17 protein-coding genes and 2 pseudogenes are annotated in these 23,246 nt (G+C 60.2%); 13 read left to right on the top strand and 6 right to left on the bottom strand.

What is annotated here, in order from left to right:
• Nucleotides 1-47: 47 nt before the first annotated feature.
• The 3 genes from F0169_RS13870 to F0169_RS13860 are packed head-to-tail and all read right to left on the bottom strand — an operon-like array spanning nucleotide 48 to nucleotide 2,727.
• The gene (locus tag F0169_RS13870) at nucleotides 48-815 is read right to left on the bottom strand and encodes a heme ABC transporter ATP-binding protein (protein WP_152746840.1); all 768 of its coding nucleotides are present in this window, start codon (nucleotides 813-815) and stop codon (nucleotides 48-50) included.
• Nucleotides 815-1,852, bottom strand: coding sequence for a FecCD family ABC transporter permease (locus F0169_RS13865; protein ID WP_152746839.1), 1,038 nt, complete (start codon nucleotides 1,850-1,852; stop codon nucleotides 815-817). The genes F0169_RS13870 and F0169_RS13865 overlap by 1 nt, the downstream gene beginning before the upstream one ends.
• Nucleotides 1,849-2,727, bottom strand: coding sequence for a heme/hemin ABC transporter substrate-binding protein (locus F0169_RS13860; protein ID WP_152746838.1), 879 nt, complete (start codon nucleotides 2,725-2,727; stop codon nucleotides 1,849-1,851). Before F0169_RS13860 ends, F0169_RS13865 begins: the two co-directional genes overlap by 4 nt.
• A 156-nt stretch (nucleotides 2,728-2,883) precedes the next feature.
• Here F0169_RS13860 and F0169_RS13855 point away from each other — a divergent pair, with 156 nt between their 5' ends.
• Entirely contained in the window at nucleotides 2,884-3,201 is a 318-nt protein-coding gene (locus F0169_RS13855; RefSeq protein ID WP_152746837.1) for a Rieske (2Fe-2S) protein, read from the top strand.
• On the opposite strand, the pseudogene sfsA reads toward F0169_RS13855, so the two are convergent.
• Nucleotides 3,198-3,910, bottom strand: a pseudogene (gene sfsA / locus F0169_RS13850) (DNA/RNA nuclease SfsA). The gene F0169_RS13855 and the pseudogene sfsA sit on opposite strands and share 4 nt — an antisense overlap.
• A complete protein-coding gene (locus F0169_RS13845) occupies nucleotides 3,910-5,082 on the bottom strand; it encodes a pyridoxal phosphate-dependent aminotransferase (protein ID WP_152746836.1) in 1,173 nt (390 codons plus the stop codon). Before F0169_RS13845 ends, sfsA begins: the two are co-directional and overlap by 1 nt.
• 319 nt (nucleotides 5,083-5,401) lie before the next feature.
• Here F0169_RS13845 and dksA point away from each other — a divergent pair, with 319 nt between their 5' ends.
• The 12 genes and pseudogenes from dksA to F0169_RS13780 all read left to right on the top strand — a co-directional run bounded on the left by dksA (nucleotide 5,402) and on the right by F0169_RS13780 (nucleotide 22,373).
• Nucleotides 5,402-5,842, top strand: coding sequence for an RNA polymerase-binding protein DksA (dksA, locus tag F0169_RS13840; protein WP_058412530.1), 441 nt, complete (start codon nucleotides 5,402-5,404; stop codon nucleotides 5,840-5,842).
• 84 nt (nucleotides 5,843-5,926) lie between these two features.
• On the top strand, nucleotides 5,927-6,814 hold the full coding sequence (gluQRS, locus tag F0169_RS13835) for a tRNA glutamyl-Q(34) synthetase GluQRS (protein WP_152746835.1): 888 nt from the start codon (nucleotides 5,927-5,929) through the stop codon (nucleotides 6,812-6,814).
• Nucleotides 6,815-6,876: 62 nt separating this feature from the next.
• Nucleotides 6,877-7,053: a hypothetical protein gene (locus F0169_RS13830; RefSeq protein WP_003176118.1), complete on the top strand. Its 177-nt coding sequence runs from the start codon at nucleotides 6,877-6,879 to the stop codon at nucleotides 7,051-7,053.
• Nucleotides 7,037-9,991 carry a sensor histidine kinase gene (locus F0169_RS13825; protein ID WP_172979438.1) on the top strand — a complete coding sequence of 985 codons (2,955 nt, stop codon included), beginning with the start codon at nucleotides 7,037-7,039 and terminating at the stop codon, nucleotides 9,989-9,991. The genes F0169_RS13830 and F0169_RS13825 overlap by 17 nt, the downstream gene beginning before the upstream one ends.
• A gap of 22 nt (nucleotides 9,992-10,013) precedes the next feature.
• Complete coding sequence (locus F0169_RS13820) at nucleotides 10,014-11,453, top strand: sigma-54-dependent transcriptional regulator (RefSeq protein WP_058412533.1); 1,440 nt, start codon at nucleotides 10,014-10,016, stop codon at nucleotides 11,451-11,453.
• Between the two features lie 709 nt (nucleotides 11,454-12,162).
• Complete coding sequence (locus tag F0169_RS13810) at nucleotides 12,163-13,566, top strand: polynucleotide adenylyltransferase PcnB (RefSeq protein WP_152746833.1); 1,404 nt, start codon at nucleotides 12,163-12,165, stop codon at nucleotides 13,564-13,566.
• Nucleotides 13,567-13,568: 2 nt separating this feature from the next.
• Nucleotides 13,569-14,054 carry a 2-amino-4-hydroxy-6-hydroxymethyldihydropteridine diphosphokinase gene (gene folK, locus F0169_RS13805; RefSeq protein WP_172979437.1) on the top strand — a complete coding sequence of 162 codons (486 nt, stop codon included), beginning with the start codon at nucleotides 13,569-13,571 and terminating at the stop codon, nucleotides 14,052-14,054.
• Between the two features lie 345 nt (nucleotides 14,055-14,399).
• Nucleotides 14,400-15,200: a 3-methyl-2-oxobutanoate hydroxymethyltransferase gene (panB, locus tag F0169_RS13800; RefSeq protein ID WP_058412536.1), complete on the top strand. Its 801-nt coding sequence runs from the start codon at nucleotides 14,400-14,402 to the stop codon at nucleotides 15,198-15,200.
• Nucleotides 15,197-16,048, top strand: a complete 852-nt coding sequence (gene panC / locus F0169_RS13795; protein WP_152746832.1) for a pantoate--beta-alanine ligase — start codon at nucleotides 15,197-15,199, stop codon at nucleotides 16,046-16,048. Before panB ends, panC begins: the two co-directional genes overlap by 4 nt.
• A gap of 238 nt (nucleotides 16,049-16,286) precedes the next feature.
• Nucleotides 16,287-17,950, top strand: a pseudogene (pgi, locus tag F0169_RS13790) (glucose-6-phosphate isomerase).
• A gap of 385 nt (nucleotides 17,951-18,335) precedes the next feature.
• On the top strand, nucleotides 18,336-19,352 hold the full coding sequence (locus F0169_RS13785; RefSeq protein WP_152746831.1) for a class I SAM-dependent rRNA methyltransferase: 1,017 nt from the start codon (nucleotides 18,336-18,338) through the stop codon (nucleotides 19,350-19,352).
• Nucleotides 19,353-19,439: 87 nt separating this feature from the next.
• The gene (locus F0169_RS13780; protein WP_152746830.1) at nucleotides 19,440-22,373 is read left to right on the top strand and encodes a DUF748 domain-containing protein; all 2,934 of its coding nucleotides are present in this window, start codon (nucleotides 19,440-19,442) and stop codon (nucleotides 22,371-22,373) included.
• Between the two features lie 243 nt (nucleotides 22,374-22,616).
• Here the strand turns inward: F0169_RS13780 and F0169_RS13775 are convergent, their stop codons facing one another.
• Complete coding sequence (locus F0169_RS13775; RefSeq protein ID WP_058412542.1) at nucleotides 22,617-23,219, bottom strand: BON domain-containing protein; 603 nt, start codon at nucleotides 23,217-23,219, stop codon at nucleotides 22,617-22,619.
• Nucleotides 23,220-23,246 lie beyond the last annotated feature (27 nt).

Here is a 23,246-nt window from a genome sequence, read left to right as displayed (position 1 = left end):
TGACCCGGCGCTTGCCGGGTCTTTTTTTGCCTGTGAAAAAGCGCGTCTCAGCGCGCGATAATCAGCGGGTGCCCGCGTTCCGGATGCGGTTGTACCAGCACATCCAAACCAAACACGGCCTTCAACGGCTCAGGTCGCAACACCTTTGCCGGCGTATCCAGGGCGTGTGGGCGCCCATCTTCCAGCAACAGAATGCGATCACAGTAGCGAGCCGCCAGATTCAGGTCATGCAGGATCACCAACACTGCAGCGCCTCTGTCGGCAAAACTGCGGATGGCCTGCAAGGTGGTGTGCTGATGCAAAGGGTCAAGCATTGAGGTCGGCTCATCCAGCAGCAATGTCTGCCCTGTTTCGCCTGGCCATAACTGCGCCAGCACCCGCGCCAAGTGCACGCGCTGGCGCTCGCCGCCGGACAGCGCCAGGTAACTGCGACCGCTCAAGTGCGCCACATCCGCAGCTTGCAGCGCCGCGTGAATAATTTCGTCATCACGCACGTGACCGGTCTGATGCGGCAAGCGCCCCATGCCGACGACTTCTTCCACACGGAACGCGAAGTCCAGGGTCGAGGTTTGCGGCAACACCGCCAAGCGTTGCGCACGCTGCACGCCACTCCAACTTTTCAGTGCTTGCTGGTCCAGCCACACTTCGCCCTGATCCGGATGCAACTCGCCGCAGAGTGCACCGAGCAACGTGCTTTTGCCTGCGCCGTTAGGCCCCAAAACCCCAAGCACTTCGCCCGGCAGCAGGTCCAGGTCGACATTCGCCAACACAACCTTGCGCCCGCGACGGATCTGCAGCGCTTCGACTCGCAGCATCAGGCGCGCCCTCGCAGCAACAAAAACAGAAAAAACGGCGCGCCAATAAACGCCGTCACAATGCCAATCGGCAATTCCGCAGGCGCCAGTGCCAAACGCGCCACAAGGTCAGCAAACAGCAACAGACTTGCCCCCGCCAACACCGAAGCCGGAAGCAGTACCCGGTGGTCCGGCCCCGCCAGCAGCCGCACCAAATGCGGCACCACCAGCCCGACAAAACCGATCATGCCTGCCGCCGCCACTGCCGCGCCCACACCCAGCGCCGTACAAAACACCAGTTCGCGCTTGAGCCCTTCCACGTTGACGCCAAGGTGACTGGCTTCAGACTCACCCAGTAACAATGCATTCAGCGCTTTGGCCCGGCGCGGCAACCACAGCGCCACCCCGGCGCTGACCAGCAACAACGGCCACAACCGCGAATAGACCGCGCCATTAAGGCTGCCCAGGTTCCAGAACGTCAGGGTGCGCAAAGTGGCGTCGTCGGCCAAATAGGTAAACAGCCCCACCGCCGAACCGGCGAGCGCGGTGAGGGCGATGCCGGCCAGCAGCATCGTCGCCACATTGGTCTGGCCGTTGCGGCGCCCCAGGCGATAGACCAGCGCCGTTACCCCAAGCCCACCGAGAAACGCACACAACGACAACAGGTACGGCCCGAGCACCTCCGGCAACCCACCCAATAAAGAACCGCCTACAATCGCCACCGCCGCCCCGAGCGCCGCGCCGCTGGACACGCCGACCAAACCGGGGTCCGCCAGCGGGTTGCGAAACAAGCCCTGCATCGCCACGCCCGACAACGCCAGTACGCCACCGACTGCCAGGCCCAGCAAGGTACGCGGCAGGCGAATCTGCCCAAGGATCAGTTCGGCCTGCTCCAGGCCTTGCGCCTCAATCGGCACCCCCATCAAGCGCAAGGCCGCCCGCAGCGTATCCAGCAGCGGCAGGCTGACCGGCCCTAACGCCAACGACAGCCAGATCGCCAAGACACACAGCAGCGTCAGCCCGATAAACAGCGTTTTGGGTTTAACCAGAGTGGTCATGGAGCAGTTTTAGCCTGAGACGGATAAAACCCGGCAGACAGTTGCACCAGGCTTTGCGGCAATCGCGGCCCCAGCCCGCCAACCAGCAGGGTTGGGTCCAGCTCGAACACCCGGCCATTCTTGGCCGCAGGCGTTAACGCCAACATCGGGTTTTCCTTGAACAACGCCGCGCGCGCCGCATCGCCCGTCAGTGCACGGTCAGCAAACACCAACACATCGGGGCTTAGCCCGGCCAACGACTCCACCGAAAACGGCTTGTAACCGGTGTGAGTCGCCAAATTGCGCCCGCCCGCTTTACGCACTATCCAGTCAGCGGCCGTGTCTTTACCGGCTATCAACGGCTTGCCACCCGCGTGGCCCAGCACCAACAGCACGCCCGGCGCCTTTTCGGTTGCCTGAGCCTTGGCGAGCCAACGTTGTTGCTGTTCAAGTGCCTGTTCATATTCAGTAAACAATTCGTCGGCCTTGGCCTGATTGCCGAGTAATTTGCCCAAGTGCTGCAGGTTGCCCTTCAAGGTCGCAAGGTCCGGCTGGGCCGAGAACATGTCTACTTGCACACCCGCGCCGCGAATCTGCGCCAGCACCGGTGGCGGGCCCATTTCTTCAGTGCCCACCAAAATTTGCGGGCGCAGGCTAAGGATGCCCTCGGCTGACAGTTGCCGTTGATAACCAATGCTTGGCAAGGCTTTTAGCGACTCCGGGTGCTGGCTGGTGGTATCGACCCCCACCAACTTCGACTCACCGCCCAAGTCCGTCACCCATTCCGATAACGCCCCGCCGGCACTGACCCAGCGTTGTGGCAGTTCAGTGGCATTTGCCGCGTGGTTGATCAGCAGTGCGGCAACGAGCGCGATAGCGCTGGTACTCAGGCGCATAACAGGGTTTCCTTCCAGGGGCAGGGCCACTCAAGCACTCGTCGATGTGACAGATAACACCTGACTGGCATCGTACTGAGCGCCCGATCAGCTAACGAGCGAAGCCTGCATTTGATAATTGTTTGCATTTGAACGTCAAGGCACTTAAGGATTGATATGAAGTTTCTCTGCCCCGCAGACGCCCTCGCGCCGAACACCAGCCGCGGATTCGAGATCGACGGCTGCAAGCTGCTGGCCGTTCGCAGGGAAGGCGTTGCCTACTTCTATATCAACCGCTGCCCGCATCGCGGCATCCCGCTGGAATGGCAACCCGACCACTTCCTCGACACCAGCGCCAGCCTGATCCAGTGCGCTACCCACGGCGCGTTGTTCCTAATCGAGAGCGGCGAATGCATTGCCGGCCCTTGCGCGGGCAAAAGCCTCACCGCCCTGCCCGGCCGCGAAGACGAACACGGCTTGTGGGTTGAACTCTAGTCGCCGATCAGCACATCCAGGCGACGCTCGACGTACATTTCTTCAGGCGTAACCCGCACACCGTAAGCCAACACCTCCACGCCGGCGCCTTGGCCTCGCGCAACGCAGCGGCGTAACCGGCGTCTATTTCCACCGCCGGGCGCACCGCCTCGATCCCCGACAGACACACGCAATACAACTGCACCGCCCGCACACCGTCGCGCGCCAAGTGCGCCAGTTCGCGCAAATGCTTGGCGCCGCGCTGGGTCACGGCGTCGGGGAACGCCGCGACTGCCGTGCCATCGAAACCCAGCGTTACGCTTTTAACTTCGACATACGCCGCGCCCTGCGGGTAATCCAGGCGAAAGTCGATGCGGCTGTTTTCCTGGCCGTAGGGCACTTCGCGCTTCAAGGCGGTAAAGCCGTTGAGCTCGGTGATCACCCCGGCGCGCAATGCTTCCTCAACCAGTTGATTGGCACGCGCCGTGTTAACGCACGCCAGCCGGCCTTGCGGCGTTTCGGCAATTTCCCAAGTGCCCGGCAGCTTGCGCTTGGGATCATCGGAACGGCTGAACCAGACCTGGCCGCCTTCCATCATGCAGTTGAGCATCGAACCGGTGTTGGGGCAGTGAATCGTCAATAACTCGCCGGTCACGGTTTCGATATCGGTGAGGAAGCGTTTGTAGCGGCGAATCAGCCGTGCTTCTTCGAGGGGAGGATGAAAGCGCATCAGCCTTGCCAGCTCCGTAAGCCACGGGCGATTCGGTCCACCGCCTCCTGTAGTCGATCAAGGTTTTGCGTGTAGGCAAACCGCACATGGTGACCGGCCTGATGGCGGCCGAAATCCAGCCCCGGCGTAAAGGCCACGTGCTCGGTTTCGAGAAAATGACGGCAGAACGCGAAGGCATCGCCGCCGAACGCGCTGATATTCGCATACAAGTAGAACGCGCCCTCGGGCTCTACCGCAATGCCGAAGCCCAATTCGCGCAAGGCCGGTAGCAGGAAATCGCGACGACGGCCGAACTCGGCGCGGCGTGCCTCCAGAATGCTCAGGGTTTGCGTGGTGAAACAGGCCAGTGCCGCGTGCTGGGCCATGCTCGGCGCACTGATGTAGAGGTTTTGCGCGAGCTTTTCCAATTCCCCCACAGCGGCGGGCGGCGCCACCAGCCAGCCGAGGCGCCAACCGGTCATACCGAAATACTTCGAAAAACTATTTAAGACGAAAGCATCGTCGTCGACTTCCAGCACGCTGCTGGCGTCGGTGCCGTAGGTGAGGCCGTGATAGATCTCATCCACCACCAAGTGGCCGTTTCGCGCCTTGATTGCACTCGACAAGCCCGCCAATTCGTCACGCGTGAGCAGGGTGCCGGTCGGGTTGGCAGGCGACGCAACCAGCGCGCCCACGCTGTGCTGGTCCCAATGCTTGGCAACCAGCTCGGCGGTCAATTGGTAGCGCACCTCAGGGCCTACCGGCACCAATTGCGCCGCGCCTTCCACCAATCGCAAAAAATGTCGGTTACACGGGTAGCCTGGGTCCGCCAACAGCCAGTGTTTGCCGGGGTCGACCAACAAACTCGTGGCCAGCAACAATGCGCCGGAGCCGCCGGGCGTGATCAGGATGCGCTCAGGGTCTACGTTCAGGCCATAGCGCTGCTGATAAAACCCGCTGATCGCCTGGCGCAGCTCCGGCAAACCGCGCGCGGCGGTGTAGCGGGTCTTGCCGTTAGCCAATGCCGCCTGACCGGCCTGAATGATCGGCTCGGCCGTGGTGAAATCCGGCTCGCCGATTTCCAGGTGGATCACATCATGGCCGGCCGCTTGCAGTTCATTGGCGCGCGCCAGTAACGCCATGACATGAAAAGGTTCGATAGCGCGACTGCGCGCACTGTAGGGCTGAGCCATTAGCCTTCCTTAACGGTGAGGACAAAATTCGGATTCTACCGAACCCTCGCGGTAAAACATGCTCTATTGCCTGCTCGGCCAGGTATATGGCTCGGGCAAGTGCGTGCAAAACGACTAAAATCAACATTCGAGACGCTACATAACCAGCCGTGGCGGGCTGTCTTTGTTTGCAACCTGTTTGCTGTGGCCGTCGACAACCGGGAGTGGCGCACCCTGAATCTATCTGGTAAGTTCGCCCGCTTGCAGCCGCAGGGCCGGCAGGTGTCGGTGACGTTGCAATCCTGCGCAATGGATTAGAAGAGTGAGAGGCGGTCTATTCATGTCCACCCAAGCAAAGCAACAGCAGCAGAGCCTCAGCGGCTTCACACCTTACGTCGAAACGAAGGGTGAGGAGTACATGGGTAAACCCATGCGCCAGCACTTCACCAAGATCCTGCACAAGTGGAAGCAGGACTTGATGCAAGAAGTCGACCGCACGGTTGATCACATGAAGGACGAAGCCGCCAACTTTCCGGACCCGGCAGACCGTGCCAGCCAGGAAGAGGAATTCGCCCTCGAACTGCGTGCGCGTGATCGCGAGCGCAAGCTGATCAAGAAAATCGACAAAACGCTGCAACTGATCGAAGACGAAGAATATGGCTGGTGCGAATCCTGCGGCGTCGAAATTGGTATTCGTCGCCTGGAAGCCCGCCCTACCGCGGACCTGTGCGTAGACTGCAAGACCTTGGCTGAAATCAAGGAAAAACAGGTCGGCAAGTAATCCTGTCGAGCTGAACGAATGGGGCGTGCAAACGCCCCATTTTTGTTTCTGGCGTTTAGCGATTTTCCAGTAGTATCCGGCCCCATGACAGCCTCTTCCTATATCGGGCGTTTCGCGCCCACGCCCAGCGGCCACTTGCACTTCGGCTCACTGGTCGCCGCCCTCGCCTCCTACCTCGACGCCCGCGCCAACCATGGCCGCTGGCTGATGCGCATGGAAGACCTCGACCCGCCCCGCGAAGCACCCGGCGCCCAGGCGGCGATCCTGCACGCGCTGGAAAGCTACGGCTTTGAATGGGACGGTGAACGGGTGCTGCAAAGCGAGCGGCATGAGGCCTACGCCGACGTACTCAACAGCCTGTTCAACCACGGCCTGGCGTACGCCTGCACCTGTTCGCGCAAACAGCTCGAACCTTACAACGGCATTTACCCTGGGCTGTGCCGTAATGCCGGGCACGCTCAGCATGATGCGGCTATCCGCTTGCGCGTGCCCGAGCTGGATTACCACTTTACCGACCGCGTACAGGGCGAATTCCGACAGCATCTGGGCCGCGATGTGGGCGATTTTGTCATCCGTCGCCGCGACGGCTTCTATGCCTACCAACTGGCGGTAGTGCTCGACGATGCCTGGCAAGGTGTGACCGATATCGTGCGCGGCGCCGACTTGCTCGACTCCACGCCACGCCAGCTTTACCTGCAAGAGTTGCTGGGCCTGCGCCAACCGCGCTATTTGCACGTGCCACTGATCATCCAGCCGGACGGCAACAAGTTGGGCAAATCCTACCGTTCCCCGCCGTTGACACCGGACCACGCCACGCCTTTGCTAGTGAGAGCATTGCGCGCCCTCGGCCAGCAACCCGGCGATGAACTGCTGCATGCCAGCCCACGCGAACTGCTGGATTGGGGCATCCGGCACTGGGATGCTTTGCTGATCCCGCGCACACTGACGCTGGCCGAGGCGCAATTGAGCTAAACGCGCTTGCAGCTTCCCAGCCATCCGTTACCATCGCCGCAGTTTTTTAATCAGAGGCCAACATGTACATCTATCGATTGGTCCTGCTGCTGGTCGTCGGAATTTACCTGTTTTCTCCCGCCATCATGGATTGGTGGATCGACGCCACGGGCGCCTGGTATCGCCCGTATCTGCTGTGGCTGATCCTGATCGTCGTGACCTTCATCCTGCAGAGCCAAAAAGATGCCGATGAGCTTTAGCCTCACCCAGATGCTGCTGATCAGCGCCGCCTACCTGGCTGCACTGTTCGGCGTGGCCTGGATCAGTGAGCGCGGAATGATTCCGCGGGCGATCATTCGCCATCCGTTGACCTACACATTGTCACTTGGCGTGTATGCCAGTGCCTGGGCGTTTTATGGCACGGTGGGCCTGGCGTATCAGTACGGTTACGGCTTTTTGTCCAGCTACCTCGGGGTGTCCGGCGCGTTCCTGCTGGCGCCGGTGTTGCTGTACCCGATTCTTAAGATCACCCGCACGTATCAATTATCGTCCCTTGCGGACCTGTTCGCCTTTCGCTTTCGCAGCACCTGGGCCGGCGCGCTGACCACGATTTTCATGTTGCTCGGCGTTTTACCGCTGCTGGCCCTGCAGATTCAGGCGGTGGCCGACTCCATCAGCATCCTGACCCGCGAGCCGGTGCAGCACCGCGTCGCCCTGGCCTTTTGCGCGCTGATCACCCTGTTCACGATTTTCTTCGGTTCACGCCATATCGCTACGCGCGAGAAACACGAAGGCCTGGTGTTTGCGATTGCCTTCGAGTCGGTGATCAAGCTGATCGCCATCGGCGGCGTCGGCCTGTATGCGCTGTACGGCGTGTTCGATGGCCCGCAACAGCTTGAACTGTGGCTATTGCAAAACCAGACCGCCCTCGCCGCCTTGCACACGCCGTTACAGGAAGGCCCGTGGCGCACGCTGCTGCTGGTGTTCTTCGCCTCGGCGATTGTGATGCCGCACATGTACCACATGACGTTCACCGAGAACCTCAACCCGCGCTCATTAGTGAGTGCAAGCTGGGGCCTGCCGCTGTTTCTGCTGCTGATGAGCCTGGCGGTGCCGCTGATTCTGTGGGCAGGTCTCAAGCTGGGCGCGACCACCAACCCCGAATATTTCACGCTCGGCGTGGGCATTGCCGCCAACAGCAAATCCCTGGCGTTGCTGGCGTATGTCGGCGGTTTGTCGGCCGCCAGCGGGTTGATCATTGTCACCACGCTGGCGCTCTCGGGCATGGCGCTTAACCACCTGGTATTGCCGCTGTATCAGCCGCCCGCAGAGGGCAACATTTACCGCTGGCTGAAATGGACGCGCCGCGCGCTGATCGTCGCCATCATCATGGCCGGTTACGGTTTTTACCTGCTGCTGGGGGCCGGGCAAGACCTGGCCAACCTCGGCATCGTTGCCTTTGTCGCCACCTTGCAGTTCCTGCCGGGCGTGTTGTCGGTGCTGTACTGGCCGACCGCCAACCGGCGCGGTTTTATCGCCGGGCTGCTGGCTGGCATCCTGGTGTGGGTTGTGACCATGCTGCTGCCGCTGGTCGGCAACCTGCAGGGTTTCTACATTCCGTTACTGAACATGATCTACGTGCTGGACGACACCAGTTGGCACATGGCGGCGATTGCGTCGCTGGCTGCCAACGTACTGATGTTCACCTTGATCTCGCTGTTCACCAACGCCAGCCCCGAAGAAACCAGCGCCGCCGAAGCCTGCGCGGTGGACAACGTGCGGCGCCCGCAACGCCGCGAGCTGCATGCCGCTTCACCGCAGGAATTTGCCACGCAACTGGCCAAACCGCTGGGTGCGAAAGCCGCGCAAAAGGAGGTCGAACAAGCGCTGCGCGACCTCTACCTGCCGTTTGACGAGCGCCGCCCTTACGCGCTGCGCCGCCTGCGCGACCGTATCGAAGCCAACCTGTCCGGCCTGATGGGGCCAAGCGTGTCGCAAGACATGGTGGAAACCTTCTTGCCTTACAAGGCTGGCGGCGAAAACTACGTCACCGAAGACATCCATTTTATCGAGAGCCGGCTGGAGGATTACCACTCACGCCTGACGGGCCTCGCCGCCGAACTCGATGCGTTGCGCCGCTACCATCGGCAGACCCTGCAGGAACTGCCGATGGGCGTGTGTTCCCTGGCCAAGGACCAAGAGATTTTGATGTGGAACAAGGCCATGGAAGAACTCACCGGCATCGCCGCGCAGCGGGTGGTGGGTTCGCGCCTGAATACTTTGGGCGACCCGTGGAAAGAACTGCTGCAAGGCTTTATCAACCTGCCCGATGAGCACTTGCACAAACAGCACCTGGCGCTGGACGGCCAGACCCGCTGGCTCAACCTGCACAAGGCGGCGATCGATGAGCCGCTGGCGCCCGGTAACAGCGGCCTGGTGTTGCTGGTGGAAGACCTGACCGACACGCAAATGCTCGAAGACAAGCTGGTGCACTCCGAGCGCCTGGCCAGCATTGGCCGCCTGGCAGCGGGTGTGGCGCATGAGATCGGCAACCCGATTACCGGTATCGCCTGCCTGGCGCAGAACCTTCGGGAAGAGCGCGAAGAAGACGGCGAAATCATCGAAATCAGCGGGCAAATCCTTGAGCAGACCAAGCGTGTTTCACGCATCGTGCAGTCGCTGATGAGCTTTGCACATGCCGGCGCCCACCAGAATCAGGCTGAAGCGGTGTGCCTGGCCGAAGTGGCGCAGGATGCGATTGGGCTGCTGGCCTTGAACCGGCGCAATTTCGAGGTACAGTTCTTTAACCTGTGCGACCCGGACCACTGGGTCGACGGCGATTCACAACGCCTTGCCCAAGTGCTGATCAACCTGCTGTCCAACTCGCGCGACGCCACGCCGGCCGGTGGCGCGGTAAGGGTCAAGACCGAGGCTTTCGAGCACACGGTCGACCTGATCGTTGAAGATGAGGGCAGCGGAATTCCACAAAACATCATGGACCGGTTGTTCGAACCGTTCTTCACCACCAAGGACCCGGGCGAAGGGACAGGTCTGGGCCTTGCACTGGTCTATTCCATCGTTGAAGAGCATTATGGACAAATCACCATCGACAGCCCGGCTGACACCGAAAGCCAACGCGGCACCCGTATTCGGGTGACTTTGCCGCGTCATGTCGAAGCGACGTCCGCTGTGAACTGAGACCGTCGAGAGAGTTGAATCAATGCCGCACATTTTGATCGTCGAAGACGAAACCATTATCCGCTCTGCCTTGCGTCGCCTGCTTGAACGTAATCAGTACCAGGTCAGCGAAGCCGGCTCGGTGCAGGAAGCCCAAGAGCGATTCAGCATCCCCACGTTCGACCTGATTGTCAGCGACCTGCGCCTGCCGGGCGCACCGGGCACTGAGCTGATCAAGCTTGGGCAGGGCACGCCGGTGCTGATCATGACCAGCTACGCCAGCCTGCGTTCGGCAGTCGACTCGATGAAGATGGGCGCGGTCGACTACATCGCCAAGCCTTTCGACCACGACGAAATGCTCCAGGCCGTGGCGCGCATTCTGCGCGACCGCCAGTCTGCCGGCGGGGCAACCGCCGAGCAGCGGCCTGCGGGTAAAGCGGCCAACGGTGCAGACAAGCCAGGCGTGGATAACAGTAATGGCGAAATCGGCATTATTGGCTCCTGCCCACCGATGCAGGACCTGTACAGCAAGATCCGCAAAGTCGCGCCTACCGACTCCAATGTATTGATTCAGGGCGAGTCGGGCACCGGTAAAGAGCTGGTCGCCCGCGCCCTGCACAACCTGTCCAGGCGCGCCAAGGCGCCGATGATTTCGGTAAACTGCGCAGCGATCCCTGAATCATTGATCGAGTCCGAGCTGTTCGGCCACGAGAAAGGCGCGTTTACCGGTGCCAGCGCCGGGCGTGCAGGCTTGGTCGAAGCGGCCGACGGCGGCACCTTGTTCCTCGACGAAATCGGCGAGCTGCCGCTGGAAGCTCAGGCGCGCTTGCTGCGTGTGTTGCAGGAAGGCGAGATTCGCCGCGTAGGTTCGGTGCAGTCGCAGAAAGTCGATGTGCGGCTGATCGCGGCCACCCACCGCGACTTGAAAAGCCTGGCCAAGATCGGCCAGTTCCGTGAAGACTTGTACTACCGCTTGCACGTCATCGCGCTGAAGCTGCCGCCGCTGCGCGAGCGCGGCGCCGACGTCAACGAGATTGCCCACGCATTCCTGCTGCGCCAGAGCGCGCGCATCAACCGTACCGACCTCACGTTTGCTGCAGACGCCGAGCAGGCTATTCGGCACTACGCGTGGCCGGGCAACGTGCGCGAGCTGGAGAACGCGGTCGAACGCGCGGTGATTTTGTCAGAGAGCCCGGAAATTTCCGCCGAGCTGCTGGGCATCGACATCGAACTCAGTGATTTGGAGGATGACGACTTTATCGGCCTGGCCCCGCAACAGGGCGGCGGTAGCAATACCAGCCATGAACCGACGGAAGATTTGTCACTGGAAGATTACTTCCAGCATTTCGTCCTTGAGCATCAGGACCACATGACCGAGACCGAACTGGCGCGCAAGCTTGGCGTAAGCCGCAAGTGCTTGTGGGAACGCCGCCAGCGCCTGGGCATTCCAAGGCGCAAGACCGGGGTGGCCAGCGAGACGTGAGGGTGCGCCCCCACAGGTAACACCTTCAGATGTGAAAAAACTGTTACCGCAGCTTTTTCGCGTAACAAAAGCCGGGGCTTACGGTAACGAAGCCCCGGCTTTTTTTCGCCCTTCAAAAACCCGAAAACCCAGCAAACCCCCGGTTTCACTGGGCGCTACAAAAGTTGGCACGCACCCTGCTATATGCTTGGTACAAGAACAATAACAAGCTTTGTACAAGACAATAAAAATAAGACGAATCGACTCACGCATAACAAAAACAACACGGCGGAGGCGCAGCTAACTGATTCTTTTGGAGAGGCGTTGCAATTGGGGCTTGCCCCGCAACCAGGCCGAGAACAACAAAAACTGCCCTAAGGCAGAGCCTGAACTGGTTGGATCGTAGATCAGCAACACAGCGACCAAAGCAATCCGTTTGCTCTTGGCTCCCGATTGGGAGTGCCATGAAGGTGAAGCTTCATGGCGAGGGCGATCAATAAAAACAAGAAGCCCGCAACCCATAATAAAAATAGAGCACGCAACTACTTCTGGGGGAGCTTCGGCTCCCCTTGTAGTTTCTGGCGTTTGCCCAATCTGCGCACTTCTTTAAGCTTCCAGCGCACGCCTTGCAGCTTGTTCCTACACCATCCCCTGACTAAATGCTAGAATCCCGGCCCATCATGCGGTCATTCTTCGTTATGGCCGAACATTCCTTCAAACAGTGCATCCCATGCTGAAGAAGTTGTTCCAGTCATTCCGTTCTCCCTTGCGTCGTACGCAACACATTCGCAGCACGCCTGAAGTGCTTAACAGCAATCAGCATTCATTGCAGCGTGCTCAATTCAGCCGCTACGCGGTGAACATCGTCGAACGTTTGCAGAACGCCGGCTACCAGGCTTATCTGGTGGGTGGTTGCGTGCGCGACATGCTGCTCAATATCACGCCCAAGGATTTTGACGTCGCCACCAGTGCCACGCCCGAGCAAGTGCGTGCCGAGTTCCGCAATGCGCGAATCATCGGCCGCCGCTTCAAACTCGTGCACATTCACTTTGGCCGCGAAATCATCGAGGTCGCGACCTTTCGCGCAGGGCACCCGCAAAACGATGAAGAGGAAGACACCAACCAGTCCTCTCGCAACGAGAGCGGCCGCATCCTGCGCGACAACGTTTACGGCAGCCTGGAAGAAGACGCGCAACGCCGCGACTTCACCATCAACGCCCTGTATTACGACCCTGTCAGCGAGCGCATCCTTGATTACGCGAATGGCGTACACGACATTCGCAACAACCTGATCCGCTTGATCGGCGACCCCACGCAGCGCTACCAGGAAGACCCGGTGCGCATGCTGCGAGCCGTGCGTTTTGCCGCCAAGTTGAATTTCGGCATCGAGAAACACACCGCCGCACCGATTCGCGAGCTGGCACCGATGCTGCGTGAAATTCCTTCGGCGCGCCTGTTCGAAGAAGTGCTGAAGTTGTTCCTCTCGGGCTATGCCGCCGACACGTTTGAAATGCTCGTCGACCTGCAGTTGTTCGATCCATTGTTCCCGGCCAGCGCCGAGGCATTGGAATACAACCCGACATACACCCATACCCTGATCAGCGAAGCGTTGATCAGCACAGACCTGCGCATCAAACAGAACAAACCGGTCACCCCGGCGTTCCTGTTTGCCGCCCTGTTGTGGCCGGCCTTGCCCAAGCGCGTACTGCGCCTGCAAGACCGCGGCATGCCGCCCATTCCTGCCATGCAGGAAGCCGCTCACGAGCTGATCGCCGAGCAGTGCCAACGCATCGCTATTCCAAAACGCTTCACCATGCCGATCCGCGAGATCTGGGACATGCAGGAACGCCTGCCCCGCCGCAGCGGCAAACGCGCCGATCTGCTGCTGGACAACCCGCGCTTCCGTGCCGGCTATGACTTTCTGCTGCTGCGCGAAAACGCCGGCGAGCAGACGGATGGCCTCGGTGAATGGTGGACCGACTATCAAGACGCGAATGACAGCCAGCGCCGCGACATGATTCGTGACCTCGGCAGCAAAGGCGATGGCGCCAGCGAAGGGCCGAAGAAGCGTCGTCGCAGCTCCACCAGGCGCAAACGCAGCGCTGCCGATGCGTCGGGCGCTGCGGGCGAATAAACGTGGAGCGTATCTACATCGGCATGGGCAGCAACCTGGCTGCCCCGGACCAGCAATTACGCAGCGCCATCGACGCGCTGGCGTTGTTGCCTGGCACGCGCCTCGCCGGCGTGTCGGCGTTCTATCAAAGTGACTCCCTGCTCCCCGGCCAGCCGCGCTATACCAACGCGGTTGCCGCTGTGGACAGCCGCCTTGCGCCATTGGAACTGCTGGATGCGCTGCAAGCCATCGAGAATGACCAGGGACGCGAGCGCCTGGAGCGCTGGGGGCCACGCACGCTGGATTTGGACATTCTGTTGTTTGGCGACCGCCTGATCAACGAACCGCGCCTCACAGTGCCGCATTACCAGATGCACCTGCGGGCGTTTGTGCTGTACCCGCTGGCTGAACTGGCCCCCGCCGACCTGCAACTGCCTGACGGCCAAACGCTCAAAGAGCTGCTGACGGCCTGCCCGTTTGTCGGCCTGGAACGCCTGCGCACTGCTTGACTCGATCCTCTGTGAGAGCGGGCTTGCTCGCGGTGGCGGTGTTTCAGATACGTATTTTCTACTGACACACCGCCATCGCGAGCAAGCCCACTCCCCCATTGGGTCTGCATCCTGCTGAATCGCATCAGTAACAGCGGTAACACCGCCATCGTAACAATGCGGTAACACATCCAATTGACTTCCCAAGCCCTCATCACGACTATAGGCGTCCCGCCGCCGCCAACCCGGCGCTGAAGGGCGCAATCCAGGCCTTATAAGCACTGCTCTCAAGACAGTGCGCCTGTATAAACGAAGACTCACGCGCGTTACTCGCTGTTTCCAAGCGCCTGAACGAGGACCCTTTTCATGCCAGACGTTACCCTGACCACCTTGCAGAGCCTCAAGCTCAAAGGTGAAAAAATCACCATGCTGACCTGCTACGACGCCACCTTTGCCCACGCCAGTTGCCAGGCCGGCGTCGAAGTGTTGCTGGTAGGTGACTCACTGGGCATGGTTCTTCAAGGCAATGACAGCACCTTGCCCGTCACCACCGATGAGCTCGCCTACCACACCGCCAGCGTCAAACGCGGTAACGACGGTGCTTTTATCATCGCCGACCTGCCGTTCATGGGGTATGCCACCGTCGAACAGACGTTCCAGAACGCCGGCAAACTGATGCAAGCCGGGGCGCACATGATCAAGGTCGAAGGCGCTGCCTGGCTCGCCGAGTCGATCCGCCTGCTGGCTGAGCGCGGTGTGCCGGTATGCGCACACATGGGGCTGACACCGCAGTCGGTGAACATCCTCGGCGGCTACAAGGTTCAAGGCCGCAACGAAGCCCAGGCGCGCCAGATGCGAGCGGACGCGATTGCCCTGGAGCAAGCCGGTGCCGCGATGATTTTGCTGGAATGCGTGCCGAGCGAGCTGGCGGCAGAGATCACGCAAGCGGTCAAAGTACCGGTGATCGGGATTGGCGCGGGTTCCGCCACCGACGGCCAAGTGCTGGTGGTGCACGACATGCTCGGCCTGACACTGACCGGCCGTGCGCCGAAGTTCGTGAAGAACTTCATGGCTGGCCAAGACAGCATCCACGCCGCGCTGAGCGCCTACGTCAGTGAAGTCAAAGCCGTTACCTTCCCTGGCGCCGAACACGGATTTTCTGCATGAACACCGTTAAAACCGTACGAGAACTGCGAGCGGCCGTCGCCCACGCACGCAGTGCCGGCAAGCGCATCGGCTTTGTGCCTACCATGGGCAATCTGCACAGCGGCCACGCCACCCTTGTGAGCAAGGCGGCGCAGCAATCGGAGTTCGTGGTGGCGAGTATTTTCGTCAACCCGCTGCAGTTCGGCGCCGGCGAAGATTTGGATAAGTACCCGCGCACGCTCGCCGCCGACCAGGAAAAGCTCCTGCAAGCCGGCTGCAATCTGTTGTTCGCGCCAACCGTCGACGAAATGTACCCCGGTGGCATGAACGGCCAAACCCGCGTCAGCGTGCCGCAACTGTCCGAAGGCCTGTGCGGTGCCAGCCGCCCCGGGCACTTCGAAGGCGTGGCCACGGTCGTCAACAAGCTGTTCAATATGGTCCAGCCGGACATGGCCGTGTTTGGCCAGAAGGACTACCAGCAACTGGCGGTGATCCGCGCCATGGTGCATGACCTGAACCTGCCGATCCAGATCATCGGCGAGCCGACCGTGCGTGCCGCCGATGGCCTGGCGCTGTCATCGCGTAACGGTTACCTCAGCGAAGAGCAGCGCGCCATTGCCCCCGTGCTGTACCGAAGCCTCAGCCAGATGGCCGCCGCCATCAAGGCCGGTGATCACGATTTCGCCACGCTGCGAGCCGAGCAGGTCCAACTGATCGAAGCCGCCGGGTTGCGCATGGACTACCTCGAAGTGCGCCACGGCGTGCACCTGCGCTCGGCGACGCCTGAAGACCGTGATGTGGTGATTCTGGTGGCGGCGTACTTGGGCGCGACGCGCCTGATCGACAACCTGCACCTGAACCTGGCCTGATCCTGCTTGCGTTTTTCTGCAAAAAACTGCTCGCCGCTTGCCCTCCCTGCTGCGCCGGTATAAAAAAGTACCGGCTACAGCGCAGACAAAGCCAAGACATATCGACACGCTAGGTTTAATGTAATCGCCCGGCGCTCATGCTAGCGCTGTGCGGAACCCACTCTTGACGAAAGACTGGACGTTCCGGCACTTGAAGTGTCCTAAAGGCAGTCCCCGTAATAAAAGGAAACCCGCAGCGATGGCGTACTACCGCACTCCTCATGACGTTACCGCTCTGCCCGCCTGGCAAGCGCTCAATCAACATCGCCAAGCCATGCAGGATTTCAGCATGCGCGAAGCGTTCAATGCCGATCCCCAGCGCTTTTCACAGTTCACCTTGAGCAGCTGCGGGCTTTTCCTCGATTACTCGAAAAACCTGATCACCAGCGAAACCCGCGACTTGCTGGTAGGCCTGGCCAAGGAAGTCGACCTTAAAGGCGCCATCGACGCGCTGTACGCCGGCGAGCCCGTCAACTCATCCGAAGGCCGCCCGGCGCTGCACACCGCCTTGCGCCGCCCGGTGGGCGACAAGCTGTCGGTCAACGGCGTGAACATCATGCCGGACGTGCACAAAGTGCTGAACCAGATCACTGACCTGGTCGGCCGTATCCACGATGGCCTGTGGCGTGGTTACACCGAGAAGCCGATCACTGACGTGGTCAACATCGGCATCGGTGGCTCGTTCCTCGGCCCGGAGCTGGTCTCTGAAGCGCTGCTGTCTTACGCCCACAAAGGTGTGCGCTGCCATTACCTGGCGAACATCGACGGCAGCGAGTTCCACGAGCTGACGATGAAGCTGCGCGCCGAGACCACGCTGTTTATCGTCTCGTCGAAATCCTTCAATACCCTCGAAACCCTGAAAAACGCCCAGGCCGCTCGCGCCTGTACTTGGCTCAGGGTGGTTCGGAAGCTGAGCTGTACCGCCACTTCATCGCGGTATCGAGCAATAACGCGGCGGCGGTGGCCTTCGGTATTCGCGAAGAAAACATATTCCCGATGTGGGACTGGGTAGGCGGTCGTTACTCGCTGTGGTCGGCAATCGGTTTGCCAATCGCCCTGGCCATCGGCATGTCGAACTTCAAGGAACTGCTGTCCGGTGCCTACACCATGGACCAGCATTTCCAGAACGCCCCGTTCGAACAGAACATGCCCGTACTGCTGGGCCTGCTCGGCGTGTGGTACGGCAACTTCTGGGGCGCGCAGAGCCACGCGATCCTGCCGTACGACCATTACCTGCGTAACATCACCAAACATTTGCAACAGTTGGACATGGAATCCAACGGCAAGAGCGTCCGCCAGGACGGCACGCCCGTGTCCACCGATACCGGCCCGGTGATCTGGGGCGGCGTGGGTTGCAATGGTCAACACGCTTACCACCAGTTGCTGCACCAAGGCACCCAACTGATCCCGGCCGACTTCATCGTGCCGATCGTCAGCTTCAACCCGGTGTCCGACCACCACCAGTGGCTGTACGCCAACTGCCTGTCGCAGAGCCAGGCCTTGATGCTGGGCAAAACCCGTAGCGAAGCCGAAGCCGAACTGCGCGAAAAAGGCATACCGGAAGCCGAGGTGCAGAAGCTGGCACCGCACAAGGTTATTCCTGGCAACCGCCCAAGCAACACCCTCGTGGTGGAGCGCATCAGCCCGCGCCGTCTGGGCGCACTGGTCGCGATGTATGAACACAAAGTGTTTGTGCAAAGCGTGGTCTGGGGCATCAATGCCTTCGACCAATGGGGCGTTGAACTGGGTAAAGAGTTGGGCAAAGGCGTGTACAACCGCCTGACCGGCGCCGAAGAAACCCTGGCTGACGACGCGTCGACTCAGGGCTTGATCAACTACTTCCGCGGTCGTCACCGCGGCTGAAGCCTGCCAGCAAGGCCAACGTTCGTTTGGACGTTGGCATTGAACCCTCCCCCACAGCGTGCATCTTGTGACGTGTCCCGAAAACAAGAATAAGCACCGCTCATGTTCGACCAGCACATTCCCCATCGCCGATGCCGTGCGCGGCGCAGCTCACAAGCCGACTACCCGTCGTCGCAGGGTATCCGCATGATGTCAAAGGCCAAGGCATCTACGCGTTTGTGACGTTGATGAACGCCGTCGAACCCGGCGTAGTGGACGGCCTGATCGACAAACACCTGAAGCGCTAAGTTCGACGCAACGTGGCCATCGATGGACGGGGCTGATGTGGCCGGCGCCGCATAGCTGTTAAACTCCGCGCCCACATTTACCCTGTAAGGCGCGCTTCATGACTCCTTTGAATCAGGCGCTGCGCGCCGCTCTCAATCATCGCCAAGACCTGATCAACGAGTTGCATGCCCAAGGCACCGACTGCTACCGGCTGTTCCACGGCAGCCAGGAAGGCGCCGGCGGCCTGACCATCGACCGTTACGGCCCGCAACTGCTGGTGCAAAGCTTCCATCAATCGCTGGAAACAGCGGACCTGCTGGACCTGCACCAACAGATCAACCAGTTCATGGGCCTGGAGTTGTTGCTGGTGTACAACGACCGCTCGCGTGGCAACTCGCGAGTCGACCGTGAAGACACGGTGTACCGGGCGCAACCCGAGGCACTGCAAGACTTGATCGGCCATGAGTGGGGCCTCAATTACCGTGTCCGTGGGCGCCATGCCGGGCAGGACCCACTGCTGTTCCTCGACCTGCGCAACACGCGCGGCTGGGTCAAGGCGCACAGCGCCGGCAAAAGCGTGCTGAACCTGTTCGCCTACACCTGTGGGGTTGGCTTGAGCGCGGCAGCCGGCGGCGCCAGTGAGGTGTGCAACCTGGACTTTGCCGAGGGCAACCTGGCGGTCGGTCGTGAAAACGGCCTGCTGAACCCGAAATTGCCGGGCATGGCGTTTGTGCAGTCCGACTATTTCCCGGCGATTCGCCAACTCGCGGGCTTGCCGATCACCCAACGTCGCGGGCATAAGCTGCCGAGCTATCCACACCTTGAGCAACGTCAATATGACTTGGTGCTGCTTGACCCGCCAGCGTGGGCCAAGAGCGCCTTCGGCACCGTCGACCTGCTACGCGACTACCAGAGCTTGCTAAAGCCTGCGCTGTTGGCGACTGCCGAAAATGGCGTGCTGATCTGCTGCAATAATTTGGCAAAAGTCAGCATGGATGATTGGCGTGAACAGGTACTGCGCTGCGCCGAAAAAGCCGGCCGCCCGGTACGCGACTGGCAGATCATGGCACCTGGCGCTGACTTTCCGTCCCAGGACCAGCAGCCGCCGCTGAAAACGCTGATTCTGCAACTGTAGGACTTGTCTCAAAAGGCCGGGTGCTTCGGAACCGAAAACCCGTGCCATACTCCAAGACACTCTCGTTTGACATAGTTGGCGTCACCCATGCCCAAAGGTTTGATTCGCACCACCGGCGCCTTGTTGGTCGCGCTTGCTCTGTACAGTTTGCTGGGCTTTTTGATTTTGCCGGGCATCGCCCTTCGCATTGCCAACCAACAGTTGGCCAATTACGCCACAGTGCCGGCGCGCATTGAGCGTATCGAGCTCAACCCGTTCAGCCTTGAAGTGACCCTTTGGGGCCTGAAAATCGGCGAACCCGGCAAAGAACAACTGGGTTTTGAACGCCTCTATGCCAACCTGCAGATCGACAGCCTGTGGACCCGTGCCCTGCACTTGGCCGATGTGCAGCTGGATAAACCCAAGACCGAGCTGCTGTTTGACAAATCCGGCCAACTGAACCTGGCGCAACTGTTCAAGGTGCCGCCGAGTGAGCCGACCCCGGCCGACCCGAACGCAAAACCGTTCCCATTGCGCATCGACAGCATCAAGCTGGCGGGCGGCTATGTGCACTTTCAAGACTTGCGCCCCAGTGAACCGATTGAATTCCTCTACGACACGCTAGACTTTGAGCTGAAAAACCTCAGCACGCTGCCGGAAGATAATGCCGACATGACCTTGGTGGCCGCAGGCCCGGAGGGTGGGCAAATTGACTGGAAAGGTAATTTCAGCCTGGTACCGATCACGTCCAAGGGCACGCTGAAAGTCACCGACGGCAAGATGAAAGCCTGGTGGCCGTACGTACGTGACGCGGTGCCATTGGTGCTGGAAAACGGTGTACTGAATTTCAGCACCGACTACACCTTCAGCCTCGACAAACAAACCGAATTGAAGCTGACCAACACCGCCGCGAGCATCGCGCCCTTCGCGATCAAAGCGCCGGATGGTCGCCCGCTGGCACGCCTGGAACGCCTGGACATCAGCGAAACCACAGTAGATTTGGCCAAGCAGCAGGTCATTGTCGGCAAGATTCGCAGCAATAAACTGGAAACATGGGCCGCCCGCGAAGCCGATGGCCAACTGGACTGGCAGAAACTGTTTGCCAGCCAACCGAGCAAACCTTCCAGGGCGACGGAACCGGCCACCGCCCCGGCAACCGCCGATTCGCCCAAAGCTGCACCTGCGGCGCCGAGCAAACCGTGGCAAGTGCTGCTCAAAGATGTGCAGTTGCGCAACTATCAGGTGCACTTGGCCGACCGTCAGGCCAACCCGGCAGTAGCGCTGGAACTGGGGCCGCTGAATGTCGACGTGCAGAACTTCGACAGTCTCAACCAGAGCCCGTTTAACCTGAAGCTCGACACCGGCCTGGGCAAGCAAGGCAAAATTCAGGCTACCGGCGCGGTCAACCTCAACCCGGTCAGTGCCAAGCTCAACGTCACCACCCAAGACATCGACCTACGGGTAGCGCAGGCGTATATCAGCCCGTTTATTCGGCTGGAACTGCGCAGTGGCATGCTCGGCAGCAACCTCAATGTGAACCTGAAAAGCATTGACCCGCTGGCACTTCAGGTAACCGGCAATGCTCAGGTCGATCAGTTGCACACCCTCGACACCCTCAAGACCCGCGACTTCCTCAAGTGGCAGCGCCTGGTGCTGGAAGGCGTGAACTATCAACACGGCGACAGCGTGTCGATCGACAAGGTCAACCTGCTGCAACCCTATGTGCGTTTCATGATCAACGATGACCGCACGACCAACATCGACGACTTGCTGATCCCGCAGCCCGCCGACATTGGCCGCTCATCGGCAGCCAAACCTGCCGCCAGTAAAGACAAGCCTTTGGGCATTCACATCGGGCAAATCGCGATCAACGACGGCTCGGCCAACTTTGCCGACTTCAGCCTCACGCCGAACTTCGCCACGGCCGTTCAACAACTCAACGGGCAGATCGGCACTATTGATAGTCGTCAGGCCAAACCGGCCAGCGTCGATATCAACGGCAAGGTGGATCGCTATGCGCCGGTGACTATCAAAGGTGCTGTGAACCCATTTAACCCAATGGCGGCGCTGGATATTGCCACCAGCTTCAAGCGCGTCGAACTGACTACATTGACGCCTTACTCCGGCAAGTTCGCGGGCTTCCGTATCCGCAAGGGCCGCCTGAACCTCGACCTGCACTACGTGATCACCAAAGGCCAGTTGAAGGCGCAGAACAAAGTGGTGATTGAACAGCTGCAACTGGGTGACAAGGTCGACAGCGCCGATGCGGTGGACTTGCCGATTCGCCTGGCGATTGCACTGCTCAAAGACAGCGACGGCAAAATCTCGCTGGAGTTGCCGGTGACGGGTGACCTGAACAACCCGCAATTCAGCGTGATGCCGATTGTGTGGCAAACCCTGCGGAACCTGGTGGTGCGCGCGGCTACGTCGCCATTCAAGTTCATTGGCGGGCTGGTCAGCGGTGGCGGCTCGGAAGACCTCGGTACGGTGTCTTTCGCTGCGGGCTCCAGCGATTTGAGCAAGGACGCCGAAGGCGCGCTTAACACCCTGGCCAAGGCGCTGAAAGAGCGCCCTACCCTGCGCCTGGAAATCGAAGGCACTGCGGCTGCAAGCAGCGATGGCCCGTTCATCGCCGCCGAACGTCTTGAGCGTGAATACCAATACAACTACTACAAGATACTCCAGCGCCGCGGGGACAAAGTCCCGGCCCAGGCATCGCTGCTGGAAGTACCTGAAAAAGAAAAAGCGCCGTTGCTGGAAGGTATCTACCGCACCCGCCTGAAACAACAACCTCCGGCGCAGTGGAAAGACCTGAGCAGTGACGAGCGCACCGCGAAGCTGCGTGACGGCGTGATCAAGTTTTGGAGCGCCAGTGATGTGCTGCTGCGCCAACTCGGCCAGGACCGGGCCAGTACCATCAAGGACTACCTGGTGGACAAGGGCCAGTTACAAGATGACCGGGTGTACTTCATTGACGCCAACCTGGGGCAAGCCGAGAAGGATGGCCGAGTCATTACGCCACTGCACCTGGACGCCGAGTAATCGGCGGCTGGCTGTGAGTCTTGCGCCCTGTGGCGAGCAAGCGCGCTCGCCACAGCAGCCTTGTAACCTTGAGTTGAGGGTTACAGCAATACCTGCCCCGCAATAGAACAGGCCCCGACACAAGTGCCGGGGCCTGTAATGACCACATCCGTGTGGTCGGTCGCATGAACTCCAGAGGTGCGTTGGGTGGAAATCTAACTCACCCTAAGCCGCCGCCGTTCGATTCAAACGAATAATGTAGCGTTACTCTGCTTTCAGGCCATCGGCCGATACAGCTTTAACGCCTTTGATTTTCTTGGTGATATTCACCGCGGTGGTTTTCTGTGCTTCGGTCACTGCGACAGAAGAGGACAGGGAAACTACACCCTTGTTGGTTTCGACTTTGATGTCGGTACCAGGAATGCCTTTCTCTGTGACCAGATCAGCTTTCACTTTGGTAGTGATCCAAGTGTCCGAAGTGGCATCTTTGGATTTGTCGATGTTGTCAGCCTTAACAGCGCCGCCAGCCAGCAGGCCGTCAGCCGAAACTGCGGTTACACCTTTGATGCGCTTGGTGATCGCTACAGCGGTCGCTTTCTGCGAGTCGGAGATTGCTACTGTCGAGGACAGGGAAACCACGCCTTTGTTGGTCTCAACCTTGATGTCCGAACCAGGAATGCCTTTCTCGGTCAGCAGATCAGCTTTAACTTTAGTAGTGATCCAAGTGTCCGAAGTCGACTCTTTGGCCTGGGTCATTTCGCCGGCTGCCAAAGTCATAGGCGCCTGGGAAGGCTGGGCGAAGGCAGCGTTAGCCATGGCCAGGGTCAGAGCAGTAGCAGTTGCGGTAGCGAGAGCGAACTTCTTCATACGAGTAACTCCTGTTTTATTGAAAGA

The sequence above is a fragment of the Pseudomonas kitaguniensis genome (genome assembly GCF_009296165.1).
Taxonomy (GTDB): domain Bacteria; phylum Pseudomonadota; class Gammaproteobacteria; order Pseudomonadales; family Pseudomonadaceae; genus Aquipseudomonas; species Aquipseudomonas kitaguniensis.
This window is presented reverse-complemented; position numbering and strand designations above follow the sequence as displayed.

Bases quoted from the DNA above. Each gene is read 5' to 3' on its own strand.
- F0169_RS13855 (WP_152746837.1), top strand. From the start codon at position 2,884: ATGAAGTTTCTCTGCCCCGCAGACGCCCTCGCGCCGAACACCAGCCGC.
- dksA (WP_058412530.1), top strand. From the start codon at position 5,402: ATGTCCACCCAAGCAAAGCAACAGCAGCAGAGCCTCAGCGGCTTCACA.
- gluQRS (WP_152746835.1), top strand. From the start codon at position 5,927: ATGACAGCCTCTTCCTATATCGGGCGTTTCGCGCCCACGCCCAGCGGC.
- F0169_RS13870 (WP_152746840.1), bottom strand. From the start codon at position 815: ATGCTGCGAGTCGAAGCGCTGCAGATCCGTCGCGGGCGCAAGGTTGTG.
- F0169_RS13825 (WP_172979438.1), top strand. From the start codon at position 7,037: ATGCCGATGAGCTTTAGCCTCACCCAGATGCTGCTGATCAGCGCCGCC.
- F0169_RS13865 (WP_152746839.1), bottom strand. From the start codon at position 1,852: ATGACCACTCTGGTTAAACCCAAAACGCTGTTTATCGGGCTGACGCTG.
- F0169_RS13830 (WP_003176118.1), top strand. From the start codon at position 6,877: ATGTACATCTATCGATTGGTCCTGCTGCTGGTCGTCGGAATTTACCTG.
- panC (WP_152746832.1), top strand. From the start codon at position 15,197: ATGAACACCGTTAAAACCGTACGAGAACTGCGAGCGGCCGTCGCCCAC.
- F0169_RS13810 (WP_152746833.1), top strand. From the start codon at position 12,163: ATGCTGAAGAAGTTGTTCCAGTCATTCCGTTCTCCCTTGCGTCGTACG.
- F0169_RS13780 (WP_152746830.1), top strand. From the start codon at position 19,440: ATGCCCAAAGGTTTGATTCGCACCACCGGCGCCTTGTTGGTCGCGCTT.
- F0169_RS13775 (WP_058412542.1), bottom strand. From the start codon at position 23,219: ATGAAGAAGTTCGCTCTCGCTACCGCAACTGCTACTGCTCTGACCCTG.
- F0169_RS13785 (WP_152746831.1), top strand. From the start codon at position 18,336: ATGACTCCTTTGAATCAGGCGCTGCGCGCCGCTCTCAATCATCGCCAA.
- F0169_RS13845 (WP_152746836.1), bottom strand. From the start codon at position 5,082: ATGGCTCAGCCCTACAGTGCGCGCAGTCGCGCTATCGAACCTTTTCAT.
- F0169_RS13860 (WP_152746838.1), bottom strand. From the start codon at position 2,727: ATGCGCCTGAGTACCAGCGCTATCGCGCTCGTTGCCGCACTGCTGATC.
- panB (WP_058412536.1), top strand. From the start codon at position 14,400: ATGCCAGACGTTACCCTGACCACCTTGCAGAGCCTCAAGCTCAAAGGT.
- F0169_RS13820 (WP_058412533.1), top strand. From the start codon at position 10,014: ATGCCGCACATTTTGATCGTCGAAGACGAAACCATTATCCGCTCTGCC.